Source organism: Streptomyces composti, from assembly GCF_012034205.1.
GTDB lineage: Bacteria > Actinomycetota > Actinomycetes > Streptomycetales > Streptomycetaceae > Streptomyces > Streptomyces composti.
On record NZ_JAATEM010000018.1, the window covers coordinates 125116 to 151241 of the forward strand.

21 protein-coding genes and 3 tRNA genes are annotated in these 26126 nt (G+C 73.7%); 12 read left to right on the forward strand and 12 right to left on the reverse strand.

Annotated elements, in window-relative coordinates; translation table 11 throughout:
• Nucleotides 1-207: 207 nt before the first annotated feature.
• Genes HCJ93_RS16655 through HCJ93_RS16665 form a run of 3 tightly spaced genes read left to right on the forward strand, consistent with a single transcriptional unit; the run spans nt 208 to nt 2782 of the window.
• Nucleotides 208-741, forward strand: a complete 534-nt coding sequence (locus HCJ93_RS16655) for a hypothetical protein (RefSeq protein WP_167996503.1) — start codon at nt 208-210, stop codon at nt 739-741.
• 37 nt (nt 742-778) lie between these two features.
• Nucleotides 779-2101 (forward strand): sensor histidine kinase, encoded by a 1323-nt coding sequence (locus tag HCJ93_RS16660; RefSeq protein ID WP_167996504.1) that lies wholly within the window; start codon nt 779-781, stop codon nt 2099-2101.
• A 33-nt stretch (nt 2102-2134) separates the two neighbouring features.
• Nucleotides 2135-2782, forward strand: a complete 648-nt coding sequence (locus HCJ93_RS16665) for a response regulator transcription factor (RefSeq protein WP_167996505.1) — start codon at nt 2135-2137, stop codon at nt 2780-2782.
• Nucleotides 2783-2807: 25 nt separating this feature from the next.
• On the opposite strand, the gene HCJ93_RS16670 is transcribed toward HCJ93_RS16665, so the two are convergent.
• The 3 genes from HCJ93_RS16670 to HCJ93_RS16680 all read right to left on the reverse strand — a co-directional run bounded on the left by HCJ93_RS16670 (nt 2808) and on the right by HCJ93_RS16680 (nt 4856).
• The gene (locus tag HCJ93_RS16670; RefSeq protein ID WP_167996506.1) at nt 2808-3464 is read right to left on the reverse strand and encodes a class F sortase; all 657 of its coding nucleotides are present in this window, start codon (nt 3462-3464) and stop codon (nt 2808-2810) included.
• Nucleotides 3465-3576: 112 nt separating this feature from the next.
• Nucleotides 3577-4134, reverse strand: coding sequence for a GVDTG sorting domain-containing protein (locus tag HCJ93_RS16675; RefSeq protein WP_167996507.1), 558 nt, complete (start codon nt 4132-4134; stop codon nt 3577-3579).
• Between the two features lie 287 nt (nt 4135-4421).
• A complete protein-coding gene (locus HCJ93_RS16680) occupies nt 4422-4856 on the reverse strand; it encodes a gamma-glutamylcyclotransferase family protein (protein ID WP_167996508.1) in 435 nt (144 codons plus the stop codon).
• A gap of 198 nt (nt 4857-5054) precedes the next feature.
• Between HCJ93_RS16680 and HCJ93_RS16685 the strand changes: the two genes are divergently transcribed.
• Nucleotides 5055-6698 carry a M4 family metallopeptidase gene (locus HCJ93_RS16685; RefSeq protein ID WP_167996509.1) on the forward strand — a complete coding sequence of 548 codons (1644 nt, stop codon included), beginning with the start codon at nt 5055-5057 and terminating at the stop codon, nt 6696-6698.
• 72 nt (nt 6699-6770) lie between these two features.
• Here HCJ93_RS16685 and HCJ93_RS16690 read toward each other — a convergent pair whose 3' ends face one another.
• Nucleotides 6771-9014 (reverse strand): molybdopterin oxidoreductase family protein, encoded by a 2244-nt coding sequence (locus HCJ93_RS16690; protein WP_167996510.1) that lies wholly within the window; start codon nt 9012-9014, stop codon nt 6771-6773.
• Nucleotides 9015-9155: 141 nt separating this feature from the next.
• On the reverse strand, nt 9156-9857 hold the full coding sequence (locus tag HCJ93_RS16695; RefSeq protein ID WP_167996511.1) for a SanA/YdcF family protein: 702 nt from the start codon (nt 9855-9857) through the stop codon (nt 9156-9158).
• A gap of 248 nt (nt 9858-10105) precedes the next feature.
• Between HCJ93_RS16695 and HCJ93_RS16700 the strand changes: the two genes are divergently transcribed.
• The 4 genes from HCJ93_RS16700 to dnaG all read left to right on the forward strand — a co-directional run bounded on the left by HCJ93_RS16700 (nt 10106) and on the right by dnaG (nt 15679).
• Nucleotides 10106-10948 (forward strand): sirohydrochlorin chelatase, encoded by an 843-nt coding sequence (locus HCJ93_RS16700; protein WP_167996512.1) that lies wholly within the window; start codon nt 10106-10108, stop codon nt 10946-10948.
• A 36-nt stretch (nt 10949-10984) separates the two neighbouring features.
• Complete coding sequence (locus HCJ93_RS16705; RefSeq protein WP_240967641.1) at nt 10985-12310, forward strand: deoxyguanosinetriphosphate triphosphohydrolase; 1326 nt, start codon at nt 10985-10987, stop codon at nt 12308-12310.
• A 93-nt stretch (nt 12311-12403) separates the two neighbouring features.
• Nucleotides 12404-13669 (forward strand): NAD(P)/FAD-dependent oxidoreductase, encoded by a 1266-nt coding sequence (locus HCJ93_RS16710; protein WP_167996513.1) that lies wholly within the window; start codon nt 12404-12406, stop codon nt 13667-13669.
• Nucleotides 13670-13750: 81 nt separating this feature from the next.
• Nucleotides 13751-15679, forward strand: coding sequence for a DNA primase (gene dnaG / locus HCJ93_RS16715; RefSeq protein WP_167996514.1), 1929 nt, complete (start codon nt 13751-13753; stop codon nt 15677-15679).
• A 49-nt stretch (nt 15680-15728) separates the two neighbouring features.
• Here dnaG and HCJ93_RS16720 read toward each other — a convergent pair whose 3' ends face one another.
• Complete coding sequence (locus HCJ93_RS16720; RefSeq protein ID WP_309141423.1) at nt 15729-16721, reverse strand: nucleotidyl transferase AbiEii/AbiGii toxin family protein; 993 nt, start codon at nt 16719-16721, stop codon at nt 15729-15731.
• Nucleotides 16718-17338 carry a hypothetical protein gene (locus HCJ93_RS16725; protein WP_167996516.1) on the reverse strand — a complete coding sequence of 207 codons (621 nt, stop codon included), beginning with the start codon at nt 17336-17338 and terminating at the stop codon, nt 16718-16720. Before HCJ93_RS16725 ends, HCJ93_RS16720 begins: the two co-directional genes overlap by 4 nt.
• A 139-nt stretch (nt 17339-17477) precedes the next feature.
• Between HCJ93_RS16725 and HCJ93_RS16730 the strand changes: the two genes are divergently transcribed.
• Entirely contained in the window at nt 17478-18809 is a 1332-nt protein-coding gene (locus HCJ93_RS16730) for an RNA polymerase sigma factor (protein ID WP_167996517.1), read from the forward strand.
• 214 nt (nt 18810-19023) lie between these two features.
• On the opposite strand, the gene HCJ93_RS16735 is transcribed toward HCJ93_RS16730, so the two are convergent.
• The 4 genes from HCJ93_RS16735 to HCJ93_RS16750 all read right to left on the reverse strand — a co-directional run bounded on the left by HCJ93_RS16735 (nt 19024) and on the right by HCJ93_RS16750 (nt 24675).
• Nucleotides 19024-20949, reverse strand: coding sequence for an ABC transporter ATP-binding protein (locus HCJ93_RS16735; RefSeq protein WP_167996518.1), 1926 nt, complete (start codon nt 20947-20949; stop codon nt 19024-19026).
• A complete protein-coding gene (locus HCJ93_RS16740) occupies nt 20949-22682 on the reverse strand; it encodes an ABC transporter ATP-binding protein (protein WP_167996519.1) in 1734 nt (577 codons plus the stop codon). The genes HCJ93_RS16735 and HCJ93_RS16740 overlap by 1 nt, the downstream gene beginning before the upstream one ends.
• Nucleotides 22683-22833: 151 nt before the next feature.
• A complete protein-coding gene (locus HCJ93_RS16745; protein ID WP_167996520.1) occupies nt 22834-24285 on the reverse strand; it encodes an FGGY family carbohydrate kinase in 1452 nt (483 codons plus the stop codon).
• Between the two features lie 84 nt (nt 24286-24369).
• Nucleotides 24370-24675, reverse strand: a complete 306-nt coding sequence (locus HCJ93_RS16750) for a YtxH domain-containing protein (protein ID WP_206317520.1) — start codon at nt 24673-24675, stop codon at nt 24370-24372.
• 166 nt (nt 24676-24841) lie between these two features.
• On the opposite strand from HCJ93_RS16750, the gene HCJ93_RS16755 reads away from it, so the two are divergent.
• The 3 genes from HCJ93_RS16755 (at nt 24842) to HCJ93_RS16765 (ending at nt 25244) form a co-directional block, all read left to right on the forward strand.
• A tRNA-Asn gene (locus tag HCJ93_RS16755) sits at nt 24842-24914 on the forward strand.
• Between the two features lie 5 nt (nt 24915-24919).
• Nucleotides 24920-24992 (forward strand) — tRNA-Asn (locus HCJ93_RS16760).
• Nucleotides 24993-25170: 178 nt separating this feature from the next.
• Nucleotides 25171-25244 (forward strand) — tRNA-Ile (locus tag HCJ93_RS16765).
• Nucleotides 25245-25382: 138 nt separating this feature from the next.
• Here the strand turns inward: HCJ93_RS16765 and HCJ93_RS16770 are convergent.
• A partial coding sequence (locus HCJ93_RS16770) for a tyrosine-type recombinase/integrase (protein ID WP_167996522.1) occupies nt 25383-26126 on the reverse strand: 744 nt, incomplete at its 5' end.

A 26126-nucleotide genomic window follows, 5' to 3' on the forward strand; every position in this document is an offset into this window, starting at 1 on the left:
ACGCTGCCCTCAGCGGGGGAAGGGCGAGAGTGTGAGGGGCCTCGCGGGGCGCGGCGGGGCTGCGAGAGGTGGCTGGAGGCGGGCCGCGGCTCGGCGGGGTGGGGTGAACCGAACCCCCGGAATCCGTGCGGGCACGCTCGTGGCGGGCGGGCGAGGGCGGAAGCCTGGAGGAGTCGGATCACACCCCTCACCAGCGAGGAGACCGTCATGGACGCCACGCGCAGCATCCCCGGACCCACCGCGGACACCCTGGCCACCACCGCCTCCGGGCGCCCGCGCGGCCTGGTGCGCGCGACCCTGCGGCAGCCCTTCACCGCCGTCACCTGGCGCCGGGCCGCCTACGCCGTGCTGTCCCTGCCGGCCGGCCTGGCCAGTGCGGCCGACGCCCTGCGCGGCGCACCCGCGGGCCAGTGGCAGCGGTCGCTGACCCGGCACCTCCTCGGCGAGGAACTGCCCCTCGGCAGCCGCCGCTCCGGCCTCGCCCACGCCCTGCTGGCCACCCCGCTCAACCTGCTCTGCGCCGCGCTCACCCTCTACGGCTGGTCCCTCATCCCGATGAACCTGGCCTGGCCGCTGCGCGCCGGCTCCGACCCCGCCGCCGCGTGGGGCGGCCCCACCTTCGCCGGCGCCTGGGCCTTCCACGCGGTGCTGGGGACCCTGCTGCCGCTGCTGGTCATGCCCTGGCTGGGCCGGGCCCTGACCGCCCTCCAGCTCCGCACGGCGCGCGCCCTGCTGTCGTGACGCCGATCGCGGCCCGGCTGCTTCTAGGTTGGCTGTCATGAGACGTCCCTGGACGGCGCGGTCCCTCGCCGCCGCCACCTTCGGCCGGCGGGGGCCGGCCGCCGCGCTGTACGCGGTGGTGTCGCTGCCGCTCGCTCTGCTGGGCTTCGTGCCGGTCGTGGTGGGCCTGGCTTTGGGTGCCGTGCTGTCGGTGACCGCGCTCGGCCCGTGGCTGCTGGCCGGGGTGGTGCGCGGGGCGCTGGCGCTCGGCGCGCTGCAGCGGGCGCTGGCCCGGCGGTTGCTCGGGCTGGACATCGAGCCTCCGGAACCCCTCCGGCGAAGGCCGGGCGGCGAAACGGGCCGCATGCCGGGGGCCGGGGCGTTCGCCTGGCGGCGGGCGGTGCTGGGGGAGCGGGCCGGGTGGCGGGCGGTGGCCTGCGCGGCCCTGAGCCCGTTCACGGCCGTTCTCGGCTTCGCCGCCGCCGTCCTCACCTACGTCTACGGCACCCTGCTGGCGCTGCACCCGCTGCTGGCCCGCTGGAACTACGGCACCGTGCGGGAGGCCGACGGCTCCACGAGGCGGGTCTCGCTGGAGGTCTTCGGGTACCAGCTCGACACCTGGCCGCGCTGGCTGATCCCGGTCTGCCTCGGACTGCTGCTGCTCGCCCTCGCCCCGTTCCTGCTGCGCCATGCGCTCGTCCCGCACCGGGCCCTGGTGGCGGCGCTGCTCGGCCCCGACCCCGCCGAGCGGCGCATCCGCACCCTGGAGGAGACCAGGGCGCACGCCGTCGAGGACGCCCATGCCACCCTGCGCCGGATCGAACGCGATCTGCACGACGGCACCCAGGCCCGCCTGGTGGGCCTCGCGCTGCATCTGGCCGTCGTCCGGGAGCTGGTCAGCAAGGGCGCCCCCGCCGACCGGGTGCTGGAGGCCGTCGACACCGCCCGGGGCAACGCCGGGCAGGCCATCGCCGATCTGCGCCGTCTGGTGAAGGGCATTCACCCGCCGGTCCTCGACGAGGGGCTGCCCGCAGCGCTGGCCGGCCTGGCCGCCGACAGTGCGCTGCCCGTCGAGGTCACCACCTCCGTCCCCGTCCGCCCCGCACCCGCCGTGGAGTCCATCGCGTACTTCTGCGCCGCCGAACTCCTCGCCAACGCCGTCAAGCACTCCGGGGCGAGCCGGGTCACGATCGACGTCACCGGCGGCAACGGGCTGCTCCGGCTGCGGGTCACCGACGACGGCCGGGGCGGGGCCCGCATCGGCGCCGGGTCCGGACTGACCGGGCTGCTGGCCCGCGCCCGCACCGTCGACGGCACGCTGACCTGCGACAGCCCGCCCGGTGGGCCTACGGTGGTCACCGTCGAGCTGCCCTGCCCCTGATACCGCCGGATACGCCTGATCGGAGCGCCCTGCATGCGGGTCGTGATCGCCGAGGACTCTGCCCTGCTGCGAGACGGACTGGTCCAGCTGCTGTCCCTGCGCGGGGTGGAGACCGCCGCGGCCGTCGCCGACCCGGACGCGCTGCTGGCGGCCGTGGCCGAACACGCCCCCGACGTGGCCGTGGTGGACATCCGGCTGCCGCCCACCGGGACCGACGAGGGTGTCCGGGCGGCGCTGCGGCTGCGCGCCGAGCACCCCGGCACGGGGGTCCTGCTGTTCTCGCAGTACGTCGAGACGGCGCACGCCTCCCGGCTGCTCGGCGACCCCGCCGGGTTCGGCTATCTGCTCAAGGAAAGGGTCGGCGACATCGGGGAGTTCGTGGACGCGCTGGAACGGGTCGCGGCGGGCGGCACGGCGCTGGACCCGGAGGTGGTCACCGCCCTGTTCGGCGCGAGCCGCCGCACCTCGGCGCTGGACTCCCTCACCCCGCGCGAGCGCGAGGTGCTCGCCCTGATGGCCGAGGGCCGCACCAATCAGGCCATCGCCGGGGCGCTCACGGTCTCGGAGCGGGCGGTCGAGAAGCACATCGCCAACATCTTCACCAAGTTCGACCTCGCCCCGAACCCGACCGGCCACCGCCGGGTGCTGGCGGTGCTGCGCTATCTGGAGGCCGCGGGCTAGCGGCGGTCGTCCGGGGGCCGGCCGGTCAGCGGCTGCCGGTCAGGTGGGCGAAGACGACGACGTTGCCCCGGTAGCCGGTGGTGCGGGAGTAGCCGCCGCCGCAGGTGATCACGCGCAGCTCGGGGCGGTCCGCCGCGCCGTAGACCTTGCGGTCGGGGAAGTTCTCCGCCTGGTAGACCTCGACGGCGTCCACGGTGAACACGGCGACGGAGCCGTCCCGGCGGTCCACCTCGATGGTGCTGCCCTTGCGCAGGGCACCCAGGGAGTAGAACACGGCGGGCCCGTCCTTGTTGTCGACATGGCCCGCGACGATCGCGGTGCCCCGCTCGCCGGGGGTGGTGCCCTCCTCGTACCAGCCGGCCAGGTCCGGCCGCTCGGCGGGCGGGACGTCGAGGCTGCCGGAGGCGGTCAGGCTGAGCCCCATGAGGGGGGCGTCCACCTCGATCGCGGGAATCCGGATCCGGTCGGGCACCGAGTAGGCCATCGCGGGCGCCGCGGAACGCCCGCCGCCGTGACCGTCGCCCCGGCCCGGGCGGGCGGCCTGCGCGGCGGACGGCTGCGGCGGCGCGTGCGAGGCGGCGCCGTCGCGCAGCAGCCATATCCCCGAGCACAGCGCGAAGACCGTGACCGCGGCTACCGCGGCGTTGCCCGGACTGCCGGGACGGCGGATGCTGCGGCGCACGACCAACTGACCTCTCCTGATCGGGTCCCGTGCCCCCTCCGGGCCGCGAGGGGCGTCGGGCCCGGAGGGGAGGGAGATGCGGTACCGGCGGACGGGCAGCGGAGGGTGCCCGTCAGATCCCGTCGCCTCTCGCCCGGCGATGCAGGAGCCAGGTACCGCCCGCGGCGGCGACGGCCAGGGCTGCCACGCCCGCCGCGGTCTGCACGGGGTCGGGGCCCAGAGCGCCCCCGACCCCCGTCTTCACACTGCCCCGGGGATACACCTGCCCGGCCTCGGACGACAGCGTGACCACCAGGTCACCCGTGACCCGCCGGCCGCTGCCCGCGCAGGTGGCGACGATCTCGTACGTCCCCGGCTGGGCGCTCGGCGGCACCCGGAACCGCCCGCTGATCTCCCGCTCGCCGGAGGCCGGCGCCAGCGTGAAGCGGCCCGCGCCCACCGCGGTGGCGTCGCCCTCCGTCGCGCCCTCGCCGTCACAGGCCCCGGTGTGCACCGTGACCTGCCCGCCCGGCACGGCCGACGACGGGTGGACGTCCAGGCCGCCGGCCGACGCGTCGAAGGGACGCCCGTCGGGGGCGGCGGGCTGACCGGCGTACGCGGGCACGGCGAACGCCCCCGCGGCGGCCACGGCGAGCGCGGTGCCGGTCAGCAGCCGGGCGGTACCTCGCATCGATGCTCCCTCCAGCTCACGAAGGGCCGCACCCCGCAGCACCCCCATGTGCCGCCGTCGGACGCGTCCCTGCTCTACCGAGGTAAGTGGCAGCGCGCCCGGCCCGCTCCCCGAGGGCGCGTCGGGGGGCGGGCTGAACGGGTGTCAGAGAGGGCGGCACCCCTCCCGCGCGTCCGGTGTTTCAGCAGGTCACAGGCGGCCGGACGGGCGGAGGAAACGGAATGGCCGAAGAGTGGCCCGGTGCGGCGGTGAACGGGTGACCGCCCGGCGGCTCGCGCACCGTCGCGTCAGGGCGACGGGCGCCGCACCCGCCCCCGGCCCCGCCAGTCCCCGCCGGCGACCAGCTCCCCGCCGGCCCGCAGCCTCGCCGCCACGGCGGGGGCGGCCAGGTAGACCCAGGCCCGCACCTCCGCCCCGTCGCGCTCGCGGACCACCCGTCGCAGCACCCGCTCGTAGAGATTGCGCGGATCGCCCGGCGCGTAGTCCTCCAGCCGGTCCAGCTCCGCCAGCAGCGCCGGGTACTCCGCCTCCCGCGCGGTGACCAGCTCCCCGCTGACCACGCCGCCCGGCTGCTCCACGGCGTAGGGGTAGCCCGGACCCTCGTAGAGCACGGCGCCCGGCAGCCGGCCGGGCTCCTCGGCGAGGGTGCGGCCGCGCAGGAAGCGGTCGTGGTTGACCTCTCCGGGGCGGAGGGTGCCGTAGACGAAGAAGGGGACAGTCACGCGTTCACCTGCGGGGACGGTCGGCGGTGCCCCTCTGCACGGAAGTGCCACGGGAGCCTTGCAGGAACGATTCTCACCCCTCACACACCCGCACATTCACGGTATGGACATGCCATGTCCGGTCCCACTTGAATCGCGGTCACCCTTCCCGCCGCCCCTCCCCCCACCTGCATCGGGGCGCCCGTTCCAGGAGACCGCTTGAGCCCGATACGGCACGTCCGAAGCCCCCGCCTCGTCACCGCCGGCGCGGCCGTCGCCGGCACCGCCCTGCTGGCCGCCGCGCTCACCCCCACCGCCGGCGCCGCCGAGCGGCCGGCCCGCTCCACCGCGCTCGCCCACGCCGCCGCGGCCCTCGAAGAGCACGCCGCCGCCCTGGGCCTCACCACCGCCCAGGACACCGAGGTGCGGGACGTGATCGTGGACCGGGACGGCACCCACCACGTCCGCTACGACCGCACCTACCGCGGACTGCCCGTCCTCGGCGGCGACTTCGTCCTGCACCTCGCCCCCGACGGCACCTACCGCGGGGCCGACCGCGCCACCAGGGCCGAGATCGACCTGCCCACCGTCACTCCCGGACTCGCCGCCCCGAAGGCCGCCGACCTCGCCGCGAAGCTGCTGCGCGCCGCCAACGCCGGCGAGACCCTCAAGCGGCTCACCGCCAAGCCCCGGCTGGTCGTCGACGCCCTGCACGGCGCACCCCGGCTGGCCTGGCGCACCGACGCGGTGGCCCAGGACGGCCGCGGCAACCCGGTCGCCCGCACCGTGCTCACCGACGCCCGCAGCGGCGACCGCATCGACAGCTGGGACAGCCTGTCGACCGTCTCCGGCGACGGCGAGTCGCTGTACGGCGGCACCGTCCCGCTGGAGACCACCGCCTCGGGTTCGGGGTACCAGCTCAAGGACCCCACCCGCGGCGGCACCTACACCGGCGACGCGGCCGGCAGGACCGACCTGTGCGTGCTGAACGTCTGCCTCACCCGCGCCCCCGCCACCGTCTTCACCGACGACGACAACCACTGGGGCAGCGGCGAGGACTCCGACCGGGCCACGGTCGCGGTGGACGCCCAGTACGGCACCGATGTCACCTGGGACTACTACGAGGACGTCCACGGCCGCCGCGGCATCGCCGGCGACGGCAAGGGCTCCTACAACCGCGTCCACTACGGCAACCAGTACAACAACGCCTTCTGGGACGACAGCTGCTTCTGCATGACCTACGGCGACGGCGACGGCACCCAGATGGGCCCGCTGGTCTCGCTGGACGTCGCCGGGCACGAGATGACCCACGGCGTGACCTCGAAGACGGCCGGCCTGGTGTACTCGGGCGAGCCCGGCGCGCTCAACGAGGCCACCTCCGACATCTTCGGCACCCTGGTCGAGTTCCACGCGGCCAACGCCGAGGACCCCGGCGACTATCTGATCGGCGAGAACATCGTCCGGGACGGCTTCGGCAGGGACGCGCTGCGCTACATGGACAAGCCCTCCAAGGACGGCAGGTCCGCCGACTGCTGGAGCCCCTCGGTCAAGGACCTCGACGTGCACTACTCCTCGGGCGTCGCCAACCACTTCGCCTACCTGCTCGCCGAGGGCAGCGGCGCCAAGACCCTCGGCGGCGTCGCCCACAATTCCCCGACCTGCGACGGCTCCACGGTCACCGGCATCGGCCGCGCCAAGCTCGGCAGGATCTGGTACCGCGCGCTGACCGTGCACATGACCTCGTCGACCGACTACGCGGGAGCCCGCACCGCCACCCTGAAGGCGGCCGCCGACCTCTACGGCGAGGGCGGCACCGAGCACCGCGCGGTCGCGGCGGCGTGGAGCGCGGTCGGCGTGAACTGACCGCGGCGACGCCCTGCGCAGGGGCACCCCGCGCAGTGACGGACGGCGCCCTCGGGGCGCCGTCCGGCGCGCTCAGGGGCGTACCGCCTCCACCCGCACCGCGCACGCCTTGAACTCCGGCATCCGCGAGACCGGGTCCAGGGCCGGGTTGGTGAGGGTGTTGGCGCGGCCCTCGCCCGCCCAGTGGAAGGGCATGAACACCGTGTCGGGCCGGACCGCGGTGGTGATCCGGGCCGGCGCCACCGCCCGGCCCCGCCGGGACACCACGGCCACCGGGTCGCCCTCGGCCGCGCCGAGCCGCTCCGCGAGCCGCGGATGCAGCTCGACGAACGGGCCGGGGGCGGCGGCGTTCAGCTCGTCCACCCGCCGGGTCTGCGCGCCGGACTGGTACTGGGCCACCACCCGCCCGGTGGTCAGCAGCACCGGGTACTCCTCGTCGGGCTCCTCGGCGATCGCCCGGTGCGAGACGGGGACGAAGCGGGCCCGGCCGTCCTCGGTGGCGAACCGGTCGAGGAAGAGGCGGGGAGTGCCGGGATGGACCGCGGCACCGGCCCGCGGTGCCGCGGTGCGCACCGGGTCTTCGGCCACGGCGCCGGGCGAGGTGGCCGGCGTGTCCGGCGAGGCGTCCCCGAGGCCGCCGCCGTCCGGCACGCCGCCCCCGCCGACCGGCACGGGGCCCCCGGCTTCCGGCGTGCCGTCCGCCGAGGGCTCCGCCGGGCACGGCCAGAACACACCGTTCTCCTCCGCCAGCCGGCGGTAGGTGATCCCGGAGTAGTCGGCGGGGCCGCCCGCACTCGCCCGGCGCAGCTCCTCGAAGACCTCCTCGGGGTCGGTCGGGAAGCCCTTCTCCACGCCGAGCCGGGCGGCCAGTTCGTGCAGCACGTACAGGTCGCTGTGCACGCCCTCGGGCGGGGCGATCGCCCGGCGGCGCAGCAGCACCCGCCCCTCGAGGCTGGTCGTGGTGCCCGTCTCCTCCGCCCACTGGGTGACCGGCAGTACGACATCGGCGAGCGCGGCCGTCTCCGACAGCACCACGTCGCACACCGCGAGGAAGTCCAGCGACCTGATCCGCTGCTCGATGTGCGCGGCGCGCGGCGCGGAGACCACCGGGTTGGAGCCCATCAGCAGCAGCGCGCGGACATCGGTGCCCAGCGCGTCCAGCAGCTCGTAGGCGCTGCGTCCGGGACCCGGCAGCGAGTCCGGGTCCACGCCCCACACCTCGGCGACGTGCCGCCGCGCCCCGGGGTCGGTGAGCTTGCGGTAGCCGGGCAACTGGTCGGCCTTCTGGCCGTGTTCGCGCCCGCCCTGCCCGTTGCCCTGCCCGGTCAGGCAGCCGTAGCCGGACAGCGGGCGGCCCGCCCGGCCCGTGGCCAGCACCAGGTTGATCCAGGCGCTGACCGTGTCCGTGCCCTTGGACTGCTGCTCGGGTCCGCGGGCGGTGAGCACCATGGCGTGCTCCGGCTCGCAGAACAGCCGCACCGCTTCCCGCAGTCGCGGCACCGGAACGCCGGTGATCCGCTCCACGTACTCCGGCCAGTGCGCCATCGCCGCCGCCCGGGTCTCCTCCCAGCCGACCGTGCGCTCCCGGATGTACCGCTCGTCGGTGCGGCCCTCGGCGACCACCAGATGCAGCAGGCCGAGGGCCAGCGCCAGATCGGTGCCGGGGCGGGGCGCCAGATGCAGGTCGGCCTGCTCGGCGGTCCGGGTGCGGCGCGGGTCGATCACGACCAGCGTGCCGCCGTTCTCCCGCAGTTCGGTGAAATAGCGCAGCGACGGCGGCATGGTCTCGGCCGGGTTGGAGCCGACCAGGATCACACAGCCGGTGCGCGGGATGTCCTCCAGCGGGAACGGCAGCCCGCGGTCCAGGCCGAAGGCCCTGCTCCCGGCCGCCGCGGCCGAGGACATGCAGAAGCGCCCGTTGTAGTCGATCTGCGAGGTGCCGAGCACGACCCGGGCGAACTTCCCCAGCGAGTAGGCCTTCTCGTTGGTCAGCCCGCCCCCGCCGAACACCCCGACCGCGTCCGCCCCGTACCGCTCCCGGGTGCCCCGCAGCCCCTCGGCGATCCGGTCCAGCGCCGCCTCCCAGCCGGCCGGCTCCAGTGCGCCGCCCGGCGAGCGCACCAGCGGCGTGGTCAGCCGCACCCCGGAGGCGAGCACCGCGGGCGCGGTCCTTCCCTTGCCGCACAGGGCGCCCCGGTTCACCGGGAAGTCCGCCCGCTCGCTCACCTCGACGGTGCCGTCGGCGGCGGGCGCCAGATTCATCCCGCACTGCAGGGCGCAGTAGGGGCAGTGGGTGGGCGTCACGGTGTTCTGCATGCGTCTCAGCGTGCGTCGCCGGTGTTACGCCGCAGGCCGGCTGCTGTTACGCGCCCGGTACGGCGGCCTCCCCGCGCCCGGGGGAGGACGGTGAGGCCCGCCGGGCCGGCGCGGGACCGGCCGCAGCCCCCGGGGTGCGCCTCACCGCGCTCCGCTCTCCGCCAGCGCCTGCCGCACCCCCGGTTCCGGCGGTCCGAGGAACCGCGGGTCCGGGCGGAGGGCGGCGTCGGCGGCAGCCTTGCCCGCCGCCAGCACCTCCCGCACCCCGCCGTAGCACCAGGTGCCGTCGTGCGGCTCGTCCACCCCGACGCCGTACGAGGTGACCCCGGCGGCCTGGCAGAGCGCCACCGCCCGGCGGATGTGGAAGTCCTGGCTGATCAGGACCGCCCGGTCCACCCCGAAGATCTTCTTGGCGCGCACACAGGAGTCCCAGGTGTCGAAGCCCGCGTAGTCGCTGACGATCCGCCCGTCCGGCACGCCGTGCCGGGTCAGATAGGCCCGCATCGCGTCCGGCTCGTCATAGTCGGCGCAGCTGTTGTCGCCGGTCACCAGCACCACCTCGATGCGGCCCGCCCGGTACAGCTCGGCCGCCGCGTCCAGCCGGTGCGCCAGGTACGGCGACGGCTCGCCGCGCCACAGGCCCGCGCCGAAGACCACGGCGACCTGGGTCCGCGGCACGTCCGCGACGGTGTGCAGCCGGTCCCCGGCCGCAAGGCGCAGCCAGGCCGCGGGCAGCAGCGCCAGCACGCAGCCGGCCATCACGGCCTGCACCAGCCGCCGCTGCCCCCGGCGGGTGCGCGGCACACGCAGCAGACGCCGCACACGGACGGTGAATCGGCGCATCGCTGCGGCCCCCTCGGCTCGGCTCCTGTCCCCAAGGACCCGGCCCTCTCGGCCCGGCTCCCGACCGTCCAAGACGCCCGGCCGTCCCCCGCCGGTTCACCCGGCACCGTGTGAACGGCTTCACCCCGCGGGGCCGCACCGCGGGTCAGGGCGGCTCACACGCCCGTCGGGGCCGGGCGTGAAGGGCTGGAAAACGCCCGTCACCCCCGCGCAACGGGGAGGCAATACGGGGCGGCCACCATCGGTGCATGACGGCGACGCACCTCGACAGTACGGCGGACCTGATGCACCGGATCGGCACCAGCCTCGCGGGACAGCTCGGTCTCGTCACGCTGAACGGCAGACGCCGCCCGGCGCCGCCCGCCCTCGTGGTGGTGGCCCACGGCAGCCGCGACCCCCGCGCGCTGAGCACCGTGCGGGAACTGCTCGACGTGGTCCGCGCCCTGCGCCCCGGCCTGCCCGTGCACCTGGGCCACATCGAGCTGAACGCCCCGCTGCTGCCGGACACGCTGGCCGCGCTCGGCACCGGCGAGGCGGTCCTGGTCCCGCTGCTGCTCAGCCGCGGCCACCACGTCAAACGCGACATCCCGCGGACGGCCGCCCGCGCCGCGGCCCGCACCCGGCTCGCCCCCGCGCTCGGCCCGCACCCGCTGCTCGTGGAGGCCCTGCACGCCCGCCTCGCCGAGGCGGGCTGGAGCACCCCCGCGGACCACGCCGCCCGCCGCCGCAGCGCCGTGGTCCTCGCCGCGGCCGGCTCCCGCGACCCCGACTCCCGGGCCGGCACCGCCCGCACCGCCCGGCTGCTCGCCGCCCGCCTGGGCGTGGCGGTGGTCCCCGCCTACGCCACCACCGCGTCCCCCACGGTCCCGGAAGCCGTCGCCGCGCTGGCCGCCCGCGGCCGCGACCGGGTGGCCGTCGCCTCCTGCTTCACCGCGCCCGGCCGCTTCGCCACCGAGTGCGCGCAGGCCGCCCCCGGGATCGTCTCGGCGCCTCTCGGCGCCCACGAGGCCATGGCCCGGCTGCTGCTCCACCGCTACGACGAGACGGCCGCCGCCCCGGCGCACCCGGCCCCCGAACTGGCCTCGGCGTAGCACGTAGCGCGGCGGTCGCGGTACTACTGTCTGTACATGCACTACGACGAGTCCGCCGTGGAGCGCTGGGCCCCGGAGCCGGACAAGCGCCCCGGCCGCACCGCCTTCCAGCGCGACCGCGCCCGCATCCTGCACTCCTCGGCGCTGCGCAGGCTCGCCGGCAAGACCCAGGTCGTCACCCCCGGCCAGAGCGCCGGGGCCGGCGGCGCCGCCTGGGATCCCAGCCCCCGCACCCGCCTCACCCACTCCCTGGAGTGCGCCCAGGTCGGGCGCGAGCTGGGCGCCGCCCTCGGCTGCGACCCCGACCTGGTGGAGGCCGCCTGCCTCGCCCACGACCTCGGCCACCCCCCGTTCGGGCACAACGGCGAGCAGGCGCTGAACGACTTCGCCGCCGACTGCGGCGGCTTCGAGGGCAACGCCCAGTCGCTGCGGCTGCTCACCCGCATCGAGCCCAAGCGGTTCACCCCGGAGGGCTCGGTCGGCCTCAACCTCACCCGCGCCACCCTGGACGCCGCCACCAAGTACCCCTGGCCCCGCGGCGCCCACCCCACCGACCCCGCCTCCCCGAAGTTCGGCGTCTACGACGACGACCGCCCCGTCTTCGACTGGCTGCGCAAGGACGCCCCCGGTACCCGCACCTGCTTCGAGGCGCAGGTCATGGACTGGGCCGACGACGTGGCGTACTCGGTGCACGACGTGGAGGACGGCCTGCACGCCGGGCACATCGACCCGGCCTGCCTGCACGCCGAGCCGGAACGCCAGGACGTCTTCGCCGTGGCCATCGGCCGCTACGTCGAGGCCGGCACCGACCCGGCCGAGCTGGCCGAGGCCCTCGACCGGCTGCTCGCCCAGGAGTGGTGGCCGCACGGCTACGACGGGACCGCCGTCGCCCAGGCCCGGCTGAAGGACGCCACCAGCCAGCTCATCGGCCGCTTCTGCCTCGCCGCCGAGGGCGCCACCCGGCAGGCGTGGGGCGGCGGCGACCTCACCCGCTACGACGCCGAGCTGGTGGTGCCGCGCGGCACCCGCATGGAGTGCGCGGTGCTCAAGGCCGTCGCCGACCGGTACGTGATGCAGCGCGCAGAGCAGGAGCGGCTCCGCGCCGACCAGCGGATCGTCGTCATGGAACTGGCCGAGCTGCTCACCTCCCGCGCCCCCGAGGGACTGGACCCGCAGTTCCGCACCCTGTTCGAGCGGGCGCCGGACGACCGCGCCCGCAAGCGGGTGATCGTCGACCAGATCGCCTCGCTCACCGACGCCTCCGCCCGCTCGCTGCACGCCCGGATGACCGGCTCCGCACCGGGTACGACACCGGAAGGGACTCCGGGGACCACGCCGGGGGCAAAGACCGCCCGAATGTGACCGTAGGTGGCCTGATCGGGTCACTCCCCCTTCACGTGCCCGGCCGGGTGCGGGAGGCTCGCACGTGGTGGCACCGTCACGAGGAGGCATCAAGTGGTCGACGCGGATCAGACATTCGTCATCGTCGGAGGCGGACTGGCCGGTGCGAAGGCGGCCGAGACGCTGCGGGAGGAGGGCTTCACCGGCCGCGTGATACTGATCTGCGACGAGCGGGACCAGCCGTACGAGCGACCGCCGCTGTCCAAGGGGTACCTGCTCGGCAAGAAGGAGCGGGAGAGCGTCTTCGTGCACGAGCCCGCCTGGTACGCGCGCCACGACGTGGAACTGCACCTCGGGCAGACCGTGGACGCCGTCGACCCGGCCGCCCGCACCGTCCGCTTCGGCGAGGACGGCACCACCGTCCACTACGACAAGCTGCTGCTCGCCACCGGCGCCGAACCCCGCCGCCTCGACATCCCCGGCACCGACCTGGCCGGCGTGCACCATCTGCGGCGCCTCGCCCACGCCGAACGGCTCAGGGGCGTGCTCGCCTCGCTCGGCCGGGACAACGGGCACCTGGTGATCGCCGGCGCCGGCTGGATCGGCCTGGAGGTCGCGGCGGCGGCCCGCGAGTACGGCGCCGAGGTCACCGTGGTGCACCGCGGCCCCGCCCCGCTGCACTCGGTGCTCGGGCCCGAGGTGGGCCAGATCTTCGCCGAGCTGCACCGCGAGCACGGCGTCCGCTTCCACTTCGGCGCCACCCTCACCGAGATCACCGGCCAGGACGGCGTGGTGCTCGCCGCCCGCACCGACGACGGGGAGGAGCACCCGGCGCACGCGGTGCTCGCCGCCATCGGCGCCGCCCCGCGCACCGCCCTCGCCGAATCGGCGGGCCTGGCGCTGGCCGACCCGGCGGACGGCGGCGGCGTCCTCGTCGACGAGCACCTGCGCACCTCCGACCCGCACATCCACGCGGCCGGCGACGTCGCCTCCTTCCCGCACGCGCTGTTCGGCACCCGGCTGCGGGTCGAGCACTGGGCCAACGCACTCAACGGCGGTCCTGCCGCGGCCCGGGCCATGCTGGGCCGGGAGGAGCGCTACGACCGGCTGCCCTACTTCTTCACCGACCAGTACGACCTGGGCATGGAGTACTCGGGCTGGGCGCCGCCCGGCTCGTACGACCAGGTGGTGCTGCGGGGCGACGCGGGCAAGCGGGAGTTCGTCGCCTTCTGGGTGAAGGAGGGCCGGGTGCTCGCCGGGATGAACGTGAACGTGTGGGACGTCACCCAGCAGATCCAGCAGCTCATCCGCTCCCGGGCCCAGGTCGACACCGAGGCCCTGGCCGACCCGCACGTCCCGCTGGAGTCCCTCGTCTCCTGACCTCCCGCCCGGCCGCGCTCCCGGCCCCACCCCCGTCCCACGCCGAGCAGGAGTGTCCGAGCGCCCCCGTAGAATTCACGCGTGGCAGGACGGATCAACGACGAGGACGTGAAGGCGGTACGGGACGCGGTCCCGATCGACGCCGTCGTGTCCGAGTACCTCCAGCTGCGCAACGCGGGCGGCGGCAACCTCAAGGGCCTCTGCCCGTTCCACGACGAGAAGTCGCCGTCCTTCCAGGTCAGCCCGAGCAAGGGACTCTTCCACTGCTTCGGCTGCCAGGAGGGCGGCGACACCATCACCTTCGTGATGAAGATCGACCACCTCTCCTTCTCGGAGGCGGTCGAGCGGCTCGCCGCCCAGGCCGGCATCACCCTGCGTTACGAGGAGGGCGGCTACAACCCCGCCCACCAGCGCGGCGAACGCATCCGCCTGGTCGAGGCCCACAAGATCGCCGCGGAGTGGTACGCGGAGCAGCTCGCCACCAGCCCCGAGGCGGAGACCGGCCGCGTCTTCCTCGCCGAGCGCGGCTTCGACCAGGCCGCCGCCGTGCACTTCGGCGTCGGCTACAGCCCCCAGGGCTGGGACCACCTCACCCGCTATCTGCGCGGCAAGGGCTTCAGCGACAAGGAGCTGATCCTCTCCGGCCTCTCCCAGGAGGGCCGCCGCGGCCCCATCGACCGCTTCCGCGGCCGGCTGATGTGGCCCATCCGCGACATCGGCGGCGACGTCGTCGGCTTCGGCGCCCGCAAGCTCTACGAGGCGGACAACGGCCCCAAGTACCTCAACACGCCCGAGACCGCGATCTTCAAGAAGTCCCAGGTGCTCTACGGCATCGACCTGGCGAAGAAGGACATCGCCAAGTCCTCCCGCGCGGTCGTCGTCGAGGGCTACACCGACGTCATGGCCTGCCACCTCGCCGGGGTGACCACCGCCATCGCCACCTGCGGCACCGCCTTCGGCGGCGAGCACATCAAGATCCTCCGCCGCCTGCTGATGGACAACGGCTCCGCCCGCGTCATCTTCACCTTCGACGGCGACGCGGCCGGGCAGAAGGCCGCCCTGCGCGCCTTCGAGGACGACCAGAAGTTCGCCGCCGAGACCTACATCGCCATCGCGCCGGACGGCATGGACCCGTGCGAGCTGCGGCTCGCCAAGGGCGACGAGGCCGTCGTCGACCTGGTCGAACCCCGCACCCCGCTGTTCGAGTTCGCACTGCGGCAGATCGTCTCCCGCTACGACCTCGACACCCCGGCGGGCCGCGCCGCCGCCCTGGACGAAGCCGCCCCCGTGGTCGCCCGCATCAAGAACAGCGGCGCCCAGCACGAGGTGGCCGTACAGCTCGCCGGCATGCTCGGCATCCTGGACACCCAGTTCGTGGTCCGGCGGGTCGCCCAGCTCGCCCGCTGGTCCCGCGAACGCGGCGGCAAGGCCCCGGCCCCCGACCGGCGGCAGCGCCCCGGCGCCGCCCCCCAGCAGCACGCGGCCGCGGCCCCGCCCGCCCCGCGCGGCCCCGCCCTCAACCTCCGCAACCCCGTCCACGCCACCGAACGGGAGCTGCTCAAGCTGGCCCTGCAGCGCCCCGAGCTGGTCTCCCCGGCCTTCGACGCCTACGGCGTCGACGAGTTCACCGCCCCGCCCTACGCAGCCGTGCGGCAGGCCATCCTGGACGCGGGCGGCGCCGAGTACGGCATGCAGGACCCGCAGGCCTACCTGATCCGGGTCCGCGACGCCGCCCCCGACGACACCGTCCGCGCCATGGTCACCGAACTGGCCGTGGAGGCGATCATGCTGCACCGGGGCGTCAAGGAGGTCGACGAGACCTACGCCGGCGCCCAGCTGGTCACCGTCCGCCGCCGGGCCGTGGAGCGCCGCATCCGCGACATCACCAGCCGCCTCACCCGTCTCGGCAGCCACGCCGACCCGGCCGAACTCGCCGCCGTGCAGAACGAGCTGTGGGTGCTCCAGCAGTACGACCAGGCGCTGCGCGAGCACGGGGCGGCGGCGCTGTAGGTCCGGCGGGGCGGCACGCGGGCGCCGCCCGGCGGGGCGGCGGGAACCGTCAGCGCTCCGGGAACGCGGGCCGCACCGCCCGCACCAGCCGGTCGGCGAACTCCTGCCCCCGCTCGGCGAGTTCCGGGTACTCCGTGGCGAAGTGCTCCCACTCCACGTACTGGACGGCCTCCAGCAGGTCCACCAGCAGGATCCTCTCCCGGCGGGGGTGCGGCCACTCGCCCGACAGGCGGAACACCTCGTGCAGCAGCGGGTAGGGGAGCGGATGCCGCTCGGCCAGCAGCACCGCGTCGTACAGGTCCTTGCCCTGCGCGTGCAGGTCGTTGATCAGCCACATCAGCTTCCAGGCCAGCGACAGCTCCGGCGACGCGGCCTTGACCACCGTGCCGTCCGGCAGCCGCACCGGCCGGGGCTCCTCGGGCAGGTGCTCGTTGAAGACGAAGTCGAGCTGGACGTACCCGCCGGGCAGCTCCGGCGCCGTCCACGGCAGCACCAGACGGCGGCCGGGCACCCGGTCGTAGGTCCAGATGTCCTCGGTCACCGCCTCGGCCGCCGCGATGCCGAGCCCCTCTCCCCGCGAACCGGCCGCCGTCCGGGCGGCGGCCGCGGCGATCTCCTCCAGCATCCGCCCCGTCCGCGGGTCCCCGATCCTCCAGGTGTGCGGCACCACGACGAAGTCCAGGTCCCCCGGCTCCCGCGCGGCCTCGCCGAACCACACCGACATCAGCACACTGCCCCGCAGCACCAGGGCGTCCGCCCAGCCCGACTCCGCGATCGCCGTCAGCACCAGATGCAGGGCGCGGCGCCGTGCCGCACGCCAGGCGGCTTCGCGCTCCGGGTCGGGGAAGGACGGATCGGTGGCCCGGAAGGCGTTCTGATAGTGCTTCAGGGACGGGTCGAACACGGGCCGCTGGACCACGTCGTCCCCCGGCACCCACTGGATCGCCCTGGGCAGATCCCACCGGGCACGGGTGGCCTCGTCCAGCGGCTCCCGGGGGATCTTCGAGCCCGTCCGTCCGATGTCCCGCCACGACTGCGTCACCTCGTCACCCCCGCGGGCTCCTCGAGCCATCCGTCGTCCACCGACACATCGCTGTCGTACAGCACGAACTCGCGTTCCACGCTGAGCACGTCGAAGCCCTCGAGCCCGGCGAGCAGCTCGTGCAGCGCCCCCTCGGCGCCCGCCGGGTCCACCCCGTGGCAGCGCTGGGTCACGAACCGCTCGTGCCGTGCGCCCTCCCGCAGCCGGCGGGCGTTCCACGACAGATGGGCGCCGTGCGGCACCACTCGGGCCGCCAGGGCTTGAAGGTCCGTGTCCGCGTCGAGCAGCAGCTTCACATGGTGCTCGAAGTACCGCCCGTCCCCGCACGGGCCCTGCGGCACCTCCGGAGCCCACGGCGCCGACTCGGTCTTCACCCGCACCACCTCGAACCCGTCCGCCCGCAGCCGCGCCGCCACCCGGCCGGCCCGCTCCCGCTCCCCGGCCCAGGTGCGCGAGCCGGACAGGGTGAGCATGGGCTGCTCGCGCATCCGGCCCCGGGCCAGCACGATGTGCGTCAGCTTGATCCCGGCCGCCCGCGCCCAGCGGCGGAGCCGTTCGGCCTCCGCGGGCGTCGGGCAGCGGACGGTCACATGGGTCTCGTAGAGCAGGCCGGACATGCGGAAGATCGTCGCAGACCCGGGCCGTGCCGGGCATCCGGTTTCCGGCGGGGTGTAACCGGGCGGTCACGGACCGGACGCAAAAAGTCATCGCACGCCCCTCGTGATGACGATGTGTCGTACCCCACACTGGGGTGCGGTGCCTGAGTCCTCGGAGCGCGGCCGATCCGTCACCGACGAATCCCAACCCCCCGCGGTTCCGCTCATCGCGTACGGGACGGACAGCGGCGAGGCCGCCGACTCCGCCCCCGAAGTACCGCTGCCGTCCCCCCTGGCAGCGATCATCCTGGAGGTCGCCCCCGTGCAGACCCAGACCCTCACCCAGACCGACACGACCACCGTCGGCACGCAGTCCGACCGGGACGTCCTCGTGGCGCTGCCACCGCGCGGCCGGCTGCTGCACCGCCCCGAGGCGGAGCCCGGCCAGGAGTCCGGCCCGCAGTCCGGCCCGGGCTCCGGCCAGGGCTCTCCCGCGGCGGCCGGACCGGCCGCCGATCCTCCCGCCGAGGCCCTGGAGCCCGCCGAACCGGTGACCGCGTCCCTGCGGCCGGAGACCACCGGCCCCTCCTCGGACCTGTTCCGCCAGTACCTGCGGGAGATCGGCCGCATCCCGCTGCTCACCGCCGCCGAGGAGGTCGAACTCGCCCGCCGGGTCGAGGCCGGGCTGTTCGCCGAGGAGAAGCTGCGGCTCACCCCCGACCTGGACAGCCGGCTCGCCCTCGACCTGGACCGGCTCGTGGTGATGGGCCGGATGGCCAAACGCCGCCTGATCGAGGCCAATCTGCGGCTCGTCGTCTCCGTCGCCAAACGGTACGTGGGCCGCGGGCTGACCATGCTCGACCTGGTCCAGGAGGGCAATCTCGGACTGATCCGGGCGGTGGAGAAGTTCGACTACGCCCGCGGCTACAAGTTCTCCACCTACGCCACCTGGTGGATCCGCCAGGCCATGTCCCGTGCGCTCGCCGACCAGGCCCGCACGATAAGGGTCCCGGTGCATGTGGTGGAACTGATCAACCGGGTGGTCCGCGTCCAGCGCCGCATGCTGCAGGAACGGGGCTACGAACCCACGCCCGAGGAGGTCGCCGCCCATCTGGACCTGCCGCCCGAGCGGGTCAGCGAGGTGCTGCGGCTCGCCCAGGAACCGGTGTCGCTGCACGCACCGGTGGGCGAGGAGGACGACGTGGCCCTCGGCGACCTGATCGAGGACGGCGACGCGACCAGCCCCGTGGAGTCGGCTGCCTTCCTGCTGCTCAGGGAACACCTGGAGGCGGTGCTGTCCACCCTGGGCGAGCGCGAACGCAAGGTCGTCCAGCTGCGCTACGGGCTGATCGACGGCCGCCCCCGGACCCTGGAGGAGATCGGCCGCATCTTCGGCGTGACCAGGGAGCGCATACGCCAGATCGAGTCCAAGACCCTCAACAAACTCCGCGACCACGCCTTCGCCGACCAGCTGCGGGGCTACCTGGACTGACGGCGCCCCCGGCACCGGTGCGCAGCGCTGCCCGGCACGGCCGCGCCCCGGGCACCGGCCCGGCGCCGGTCGGCACCGGCACGCGGAGCCGGCGCGACCGGCACCCGGACGAACGGACACCGGCCGTGGCGGCGGCCCGGTGGCGCCGGTGGCGCGCCTTGCGTGCCACCGGCCGCCCGCACCGGGGCCGCCATCCGCCCCGCGACGGGCCGGCTCAGTCGACCTCCGCCACCGCCGAGGCGAACTGCGCCCGGTACAGGCGCGCATACGCGCCGCCCGCGGCCAGCAGCCCCTCGTGCGAGCCCTGTTCCACGATCGAGCCGTTCTCCATCACCAGGATCGTGTCCGCGTCGCGGATGGTGGAGAGACGGTGGGCGATCACGAACGAGGTGCGGCCGTGGGCGAGCTCGGCCATCGCCTTCTGGATCAGGACCTCGGTCCTGGTGTCCACCGAGCTGGTCGCCTCGTCCAGGACCAGGATCACCGGGTCGGACAGGAACGCCCGCGCGATGGTGATGAGCTGCTTCTCACCCGCGCTGACCCCGCTGCCCTCGTCGTCGATGACCGTGTCGTAGCCGTCCGGAAGGGTCCGGATGAACCGGTCGGCGTGGGCGGCCCTGGCCGCCTCCTCGACCTCGGCGCGGGTGACCTCGCGGGCCGCGCCGTAGGCGATGTTCTCCGCGATGGTGCCGCCGAACAGCCAGGTGTCCTGCAGCACCATGCCGATCCCGGAGCGGAGCTCGTCCCGGGACATCCGCGCGATGTCCACCCCGTCCAGGGTGATCCGCCCACCGGACACCTCGTAGAACCGCATCAGCAGATTGACCAGCGTCGTCTTGCCGGCGCCGGTCGGGCCGACGATGGCCACGGTGTGTCCGGGCTCCACCGTCAGCGACAGGTCCTCGATCAGCGGCTTCTCCGGGTCGTACCGGAACGACACATGCTCCAGCGCGACCCGCCCGCGCACCTCGTCGGGCCGGACGGCCGGCACCGGGTCGGCCTCCTGCTCCTCGGCGTCCAGCAGCTCGAAGATCCGCTCCGCCGAGGCCACCCCGGACTGCACCAGGTTCGCCATCGAGGCGACCTGCGTCAGCGGCATGGAGAACTGCCGGGAGTACTGGATGAACGCCTGGACGTCGCCGATGGACAGCGACCCGGAGGCGACGCGCAGCCCGCCGACGACCGCCACCAGCACATAGTTGATGTTCGACACGAAGAACATCAGCGGCTGCATGATGCCGCTGTTGAACTGCGCCCGGAAACCGGCCTCGTACAGCGCCTCGTTCTCCTCGGCGAACCGCTCGGCCGACTCCTCCTGGCGCCCGAACACCTTCACCAGCGCATGGCCGGTGTACATCTCCTCGATGTGCGCGTTCAGCCGGCCGGTCGTCCGCCACTGCTGCACGAAGTGCGGCTGCGACCGCTTGCCGACCCGCGTGGCGACCACGAACGACAGCGGCACCGTCACCAGCGCCACCAGCGCCAGGATCCAGGAGACGTAGAACATCATCGCCAGCACGCCGATGATGGTCAGCAGCGAGTTGATCAGCTGGCCCATCGACTGCTGCAGCGTCTGCCCGATGTTGTCGATGTCGTTGGTGGCCCGGCTCAGCACCTCGCCGCGCTGCCGCTTGTCGAAGTACGACAGCGGCAGCCGGGCCAGTTTGGTCTGCACGTCCTCGCGCATCCGGTACATGGTCCGGTTCACCGCACGGTTGACCAGCCGCGTCGCCACCGCCATCAGCAGACCGGCGCCGGCGAACACGGCGAGCGCGAGCAGCAGGACCTCGCCCACGGCGGTGAAGTCGATCCCCTGGCCGGGAGTGAAGTCGGCGCCCCGCAGCATGTCGGCGACATCGCCGTCGCCGCGCTCCCGCATCGAGTCGAGCACCTGCTCCTTGGTCGCGCCCTCCGGCATCTCGCGGCCGACGATGCCCGCGAACACCAGGTCGGTCGCCCGGCCGAGGATCTTCGGGCCGGCCACGCTCAGCCCGACGCTTACCACCACACAGGCCAACAGCCCGTACAGCGTGGCTCGTTCGGGCCGGAAGCGGCCGACCAGCCGCTTGGCCGAGCCCTTGAAGTCCATCGTCCGCTGGTCGGGACCGCCGGCCATCATCCGCCCCATCGGCCCGGCCATCAGGCAGCCTCCGCTTCCGTCAGCTGGGAGAGCACGATCTCCCGGTAGGTCTCGTTGTCCGCCATCAGCTCGTGATGCCGTCCGGTGCCCACGACCCGGCCCTCGTCCAGCACCACGATCCGGTCCGCGTCCCGGATGGTCGCCACCCGCTGGGCCACGATCACCACGGTCGCCTCGGCCGTCTCCCGGGCGAGCGCCTCCCGCAGCGCGGCGTCGGTGGCGTAGTCGAGCGCGGAGAAGGAGTCGTCGAAGAGGTAGATCTCCGGGCGCTGCACCAGCGTGCGGGCGATCGCCAGCCGCTGGCGCTGGCCGCCGGAGACATTGGTCCCGCCCTGCGCGATCGGCGCGTCGAGACCGCCCTCGAGCCGTTCCACGAAGTCCCTGGCCTGCGCCACCTGAAGCGCGTGCCACAGCTCCTCGTCCGTCGCGTCCGGATTGCCGTAGCGGAGGTTCGTCGCCACGGTGCCCGCGAACAGATACGGCTTCTGCGGCACCAGGCCCACCGTGCGGGCCAGCAGCCGCGGATCGAGGTCCCGCACCGGCACCCCGTCGACCAGCACCTCGCCCTCGGTGGCGTCGAACAGCCGCGGGACCAGCCCCAGCAGCGTCGACTTCCCGCTGCCGGTCGAACCGATGACGGCGGTCACCTCACCCGGCCGCGCCACCAGATCGACCGCCTTCAGCACCGGCTCCTCGGCACCCGGATAGCGGAATCCGGCGCCCCGCAGCTCCAGATGCCCGTGCCGGCGCAGCTCGGTGACCGGCGCGGACGGCGGGACGACGCTGGAGGAGGTGTCCAGCACCTCCTGGATGCGCTCGGCGCACACCTCGGCGCGCGGCACCATCATGAACATGAAGGTGGCCATCATCACGGACATCACGATCTGCATCAGATAGGCGAGGAACGCGGTCAGATCGCCGATCTGCATGCCGCCGCTGTCGATGCGGTGCGCGCCGAACCACACCACCGCGATGGACGACAGGTTCACCACCGTCATGACCACCGGGAACATCAGCGCCAGCAGATTGCCGGTGCGCAGCGCCACATCGGTCAGCTCCGCGTTGGCCTTCCGGAAGCGCCGCTCCTCGTAGTCGTCGCGGACGAACGCGCGGATCACCCGGATGCCGGTGATCTGCTCCCGCAGCACCCGGTTCACCGTGTCCAGCCGCTCCTGCATCCGGCGGAACAGCGGACGCAGCCGCCGCACGATCAGCGTGACGCAGATGCCCAGCACCGGCACCACCGCGACCAGCACCCCGGACAGCGGGACGTCCAGGCCGAGCGCCATCACGATGCCGCCCACGCACATGATCGGCGCCGACACCATCAGGGTGAACGACATCAGCACCAGCATCTGCACCTGCTGGACGTCGTTGGTGGTCCGGGTGATCAGCGAGGGCGCACCGAAGTGGCCGACCTCACGCGCGGAGAAGGACTGCACCCGGTCGAACACGGCGGCCCGCACGTCCCGGCCGAGCGCGGCGGCGGTGCGGGCGCCGTGGTAGACGGCACCGATGTTGCACACCACCTGCGCCAGCGAGATGCCGATCATCAGGGCGCCGTAGGTCAGGATGTAACCCGTGTCACCGCGCACGACACCGTTGTCGATGATGTCCGCGTTGAGGGTGGGCAGATAGAGCGTGGCGCAGGTCTGCAGGAACTGCAGCAGCACCAGCAGGGCGATGGGTCTGGAGTAGGGACGGAGGTAGGTCCGCAGGAGTCGTATGAGCACGCTGTTTTCTCTCGGCAGGGTCGACGCGGGGCCGTTCGGTTGCCCGTGGCCCCTATCGTCGGACACTCCAGCGGCGTTACCTCAACCCATTGACCCGATTCCTGTGTTCCGGGTCACACACATGCCCAGGCCCGCACGGCACCCCGTGTTCCTACGGCCGGAACGCCCCCGGATGCGTCTGCTCCCGCACCGCCACGTACTGCTGGCGCACCGCCTGGCCCACCGCCAGCTCCTCGCCCGGCTCCAGCACCTGCGCCGCCGCGCCCTGCCACACCGGCGGGGTGCGCGGATCGAGGGTGCCCTGGGAGACGCCCAGCGCCCAGGCCGCCTGGCGGGCGGCGCCGATGGCCGCGTAGTCGGCGGGCTGCGGCACCATCACCTGCGCCCCGAACAGCGAGGGCGCCGCCGCCTGCACCGCGGGCAGCTCCGCGGCCGGGCCCAGCAGGAACACCCGCCGCACCTCCACACCCCGGCCCCGCAGCACGTCCAGCGCGTCGGCGAGACCGCACAGCATCCCCTCGAACGCGGCCCGCGCCAGATGCTCCGGCTTCATCGATTCACGTCTCAGCCCGGCCAGGGTCCCCGCGGTGTGCGGCAGATTCGGGGTGCGCTCACCCTCCAGATAGGGGAGCAGCACCAGCCCGTGCGCGCCCGGGGTGGACTTCATCGCCAGATCCGACAGCGACTCCAGATCGGGCAGCTGCAGCAGCTCCGCCGTCCCGCGCAGCGCGCGCACCGCGTTGAGGGTGGTGACGACGGGCAGGTGCATCCCGGTCGCGTCGGCGAGCGCGGTGATCGCCCCGGTCTGGTCGTAGAGCGCCTCGGGGTGCACGGCCATCACCGAGCCGGACGCACCGAGGGACACCACCGCGTCCCCGAGCCCGATGCCGAGCCCGAAGGCCGCCGCCTGGGTCTCACTGGTCCCGGCGGAGATCAGCAGCCCCTCCGGTGTGGTGCCCGCCGCATCCGCCGGGCCGATGACCTCGGGCAGCATCGCCTGGTGCCCGAGCGCCAGCTCCACCAGGTCGGGCCGGTAGCCGCCGGTGGCCGCCGCCCAGTAGCCGGTGTGCGAGGCGCCGCCCCGGTCGGTGGTGCGCCGCACCGGCCGGCCGAGCAGCTGCCAGACCAGCCAGTCGTGCGCCTGGAGGAGGACGGCGGTGCGGGCGGCGTTCTCCGGTTCGGTACGGGCCAGCCAGCGCAGCTTGGTCACCGAGTGCGCGGCCTGCGGCACGGCGCCCACGGCCTGCGCCCATGCCTCGCGTCCGCCGAGCGCGTCGATCAGATCGGCGGCGGCGACCTGCGCCCGCTTGTCCCCGCCGACCAGGGCCGGGCGGACGGTGTTGCCCTGCGCGTCCAGCGGCACCAGCGCGTTCGCCTGCGCGGAGACGCCGATGGCCTGCACGCCCTCGAGCAGCCCTCCGCCGGCCGCCTCGCCCAGCGACAGCAGCCAGGCCTGCGGGTCCACGTCGGAGGGACGGGAGCCGTCGGGACCCTGCACCGGATGCTGGGCATAACCCTGCCTGAGCACGGCCCCGGTGTCCGTGTCACACACGACGATGCGAGTGAAATCGGGCGCACTGTCCAGCCCGGCGACTATCCCCATGCCGAAAATTCTGCCGTACCGCTCCGCCGGGGTCGGGCCACGGGCGCCGGGCACCCGGCGTGCCCCGGCACCCGGCAGGTGCGGTCAGGTGTTGCTGGTGCCCCAGTCGTCCTCGCCGGAGCCGTGCGCGGTGCGCTCGCGGAGGGTGCGGACCCGCTGGGCGACCGAGTCGGGCATGCGGTCCCCCACCTTGTCGCTGACCGCGTGGTAGGCCTTGCCTGCGAACTCCCTGCCCTGGTGGGCGGCGGTCTCCGCGGTGTTGCGGACCGCGGGGTTCTGCGCGAGCTGCATGGCGGACTTCTTCAGCTGCTCGTAGCGCTCGCGTCCGGCGCGCGTGCCGAGCACGTACCCCAGGACGAGTCCGGCGACGAACGTGAGCCGGTATCGCATGGTGGCCACCCTTCCCTTGCAGATCTGCGTAGGTCTCCGGTGCGGCAACGGCGCCGGGGAGTACCGATTGGCGGAGCACCCCCCTGCTTGCGCTAATGTATGTGTCGCAGCGAGCGCGCGCCCCCTGGCGGATACCCAGGTAGGTACGTTCGATGCAACGAGGCATTCCTCCGTAGCTCAATTGGCAGAGCAGCCGGCTGTTAACCGGCAGGTTACTGGTTCGAGTCCAGTCGGGGGAGCTCGGTCCTCCGTAGCTCAATTGGCAGAGCAGCCGGCTGTTAACCGGCAGGTTACTGGTTCGAGTCCAGTCGGGGGAGCATGCTGAACGAGGGCCCCTCTGGGGTCCTTTTTCATGTCCGCTGGAACCGCACGGGGCTCACAGCAGTCTCCATGGTCACGAGCACCGGGGCATGGCCGACCAGCCGAGGCAGGAGATCGTATGAGCGGCTATGCTGCGGCAGACGGCGCGCACACATGTACGCGACACGCCGTTATGGGGCGGTAGCTCAGCCGGTTAGAGCAGCGGACTCATAATCCGTCGGCCGTGGGTTCGAGTCCCACCCGCCCCACCCTGAAGTTCTCCCAGAGGACCGTTTCTACCTGCGTAAACGCGAAGACGGGGTCACCGCTCCAAGGCGGGGACCCCCGTTCATCCGTTCAGATCAAGATCCAGGGGCCCTACAGGGGCCCGGAGGGCGCAGCCTGGGTCACTCAGGGGCCCGAACGGTCTCCTCGGACGGACCGTGGTCCCGCTCGCCTGCCTCAAGCACAGCACGGGCCAGGCTTTCGAGCCCCATCTCGGACGCGCCGTCAATGACAAAGCGCGCAAGGCGCCGGCGCTTCCCGGCCTCTGAGAGCTGCGCGGTGATCTTGTCGGCCGACAAGATCCGTAGGTCGGCCTTCTTGCAGTGGTCGCGTACCCACTGGACCACGGCCAGGGTCGCACTCTCCTGGCTGGCGGCCGAAGTCTTGATCGTGCCAAGCGCGCGGCCGTCGGGTCGCGCCTTCACGCTGATGATCCAGGCGTCGTTACCGTTGCGGGCAGCCTCGGCGTACACAACCGCCGTCCCGTCGCTGAGGAGCTTCCGGGGGAGGGAGAGCGGCCGGAGCTCGTCGTAGGAGACGCTGCGCGGGATCACCGACGTCATGGATTCGGCCTCGCGTCGTGCAAGTTCAGGCAGAACGCTGGTGTACGTGTCCGAGGTGATCTGGCGAGAGCTGTGGCCCAGCCGCTCCTGGACCACTTTGATGTCGTTGCCCTGGAGCAGCGACAGGCTGGCCGAGATGTGCCGGAGATCGTGAAGCCGGACCGGCGGTAGGCCGGACAGCTCCACCAGGCGCTTGAAGCGTCGGCTCACCCAGTCGGGGTGAAGCGGCTCGCCATTCTCGAGCGTGAAGAACCGATCCGACTCGACCCACGCTTCTGCGGACGACCACTCCTCGCGCGCCTT

What these genes read in the sequence shown, in the direction of transcription:
- HCJ93_RS16735 (WP_167996518.1), bottom strand. Translation starts at nt 20,949, where the DNA reads ATGGCCGGGCCGATGGGGCGGATGATGGCCGGCGGTCCCGACCAGCGG.
- HCJ93_RS16665 (WP_167996505.1), top strand. Translation starts at nt 2,135, where the DNA reads ATGCGGGTCGTGATCGCCGAGGACTCTGCCCTGCTGCGAGACGGACTG.
- HCJ93_RS16675 (WP_167996507.1), bottom strand. Translation starts at nt 4,134, where the DNA reads ATGCGAGGTACCGCCCGGCTGCTGACCGGCACCGCGCTCGCCGTGGCC.
- HCJ93_RS16655 (WP_167996503.1), top strand. Translation starts at nt 208, where the DNA reads ATGGACGCCACGCGCAGCATCCCCGGACCCACCGCGGACACCCTGGCC.
- HCJ93_RS16750 (WP_206317520.1), bottom strand. Translation starts at nt 24,675, where the DNA reads ATGCGATACCGGCTCACGTTCGTCGCCGGACTCGTCCTGGGGTACGTG.
- HCJ93_RS16690 (WP_167996510.1), bottom strand. Translation starts at nt 9,014, where the DNA reads ATGCAGAACACCGTGACGCCCACCCACTGCCCCTACTGCGCCCTGCAG.
- HCJ93_RS16745 (WP_167996520.1), bottom strand. Translation starts at nt 24,285, where the DNA reads ATGGGGATAGTCGCCGGGCTGGACAGTGCGCCCGATTTCACTCGCATC.
- HCJ93_RS16695 (WP_167996511.1), bottom strand. Translation starts at nt 9,857, where the DNA reads ATGCGCCGATTCACCGTCCGTGTGCGGCGTCTGCTGCGTGTGCCGCGC.
- HCJ93_RS16705 (WP_240967641.1), top strand. Translation starts at nt 10,985, where the DNA reads ATGCACTACGACGAGTCCGCCGTGGAGCGCTGGGCCCCGGAGCCGGAC.
- HCJ93_RS16700 (WP_167996512.1), top strand. Translation starts at nt 10,106, where the DNA reads ATGACGGCGACGCACCTCGACAGTACGGCGGACCTGATGCACCGGATC.
- HCJ93_RS16725 (WP_167996516.1), bottom strand. Translation starts at nt 17,338, where the DNA reads ATGTCCGGCCTGCTCTACGAGACCCATGTGACCGTCCGCTGCCCGACG.
- HCJ93_RS16660 (WP_167996504.1), top strand. Translation starts at nt 779, where the DNA reads ATGAGACGTCCCTGGACGGCGCGGTCCCTCGCCGCCGCCACCTTCGGC.